Consider the following 209-nt stretch of genomic DNA (forward strand, 5'->3'; position numbering starts at 1 on the left):
GTAGGCATTATGCGGTATTAGCCATCGTTTCCAATGGTTATCCCCCACATCAAGGCAATTTCCTAGGCATTACTCACCCGTCCGCCGCTCGACGCCCATTAACGCACCCGAAGGATTGTTAGTGTCGTTTCCGCTCGACTTGCATGTGTTAGGCCTGCCGCCAGCGTTCAATCTGAGCCATGATCAAACTCTTCAATTTAAGATTTTGT

The 209-nt window shown here is 49.3% G+C and carries 1 rRNA gene; it reads right to left on the reverse strand.

The features are described from left to right. Window positions 1–199, reverse strand: a 16S ribosomal RNA gene (locus tag AACR09_RS10015); the annotation flags it as partial. Between the last annotated feature and the right edge of the window lie 10 nt (window positions 200–209).

It is taken from the genome of Vibrio sp. OPT20, assembly GCF_963889365.1.
In the GTDB taxonomy this organism is placed as follows: domain Bacteria; phylum Pseudomonadota; class Gammaproteobacteria; order Enterobacterales; family Vibrionaceae; genus Vibrio; species Vibrio splendidus.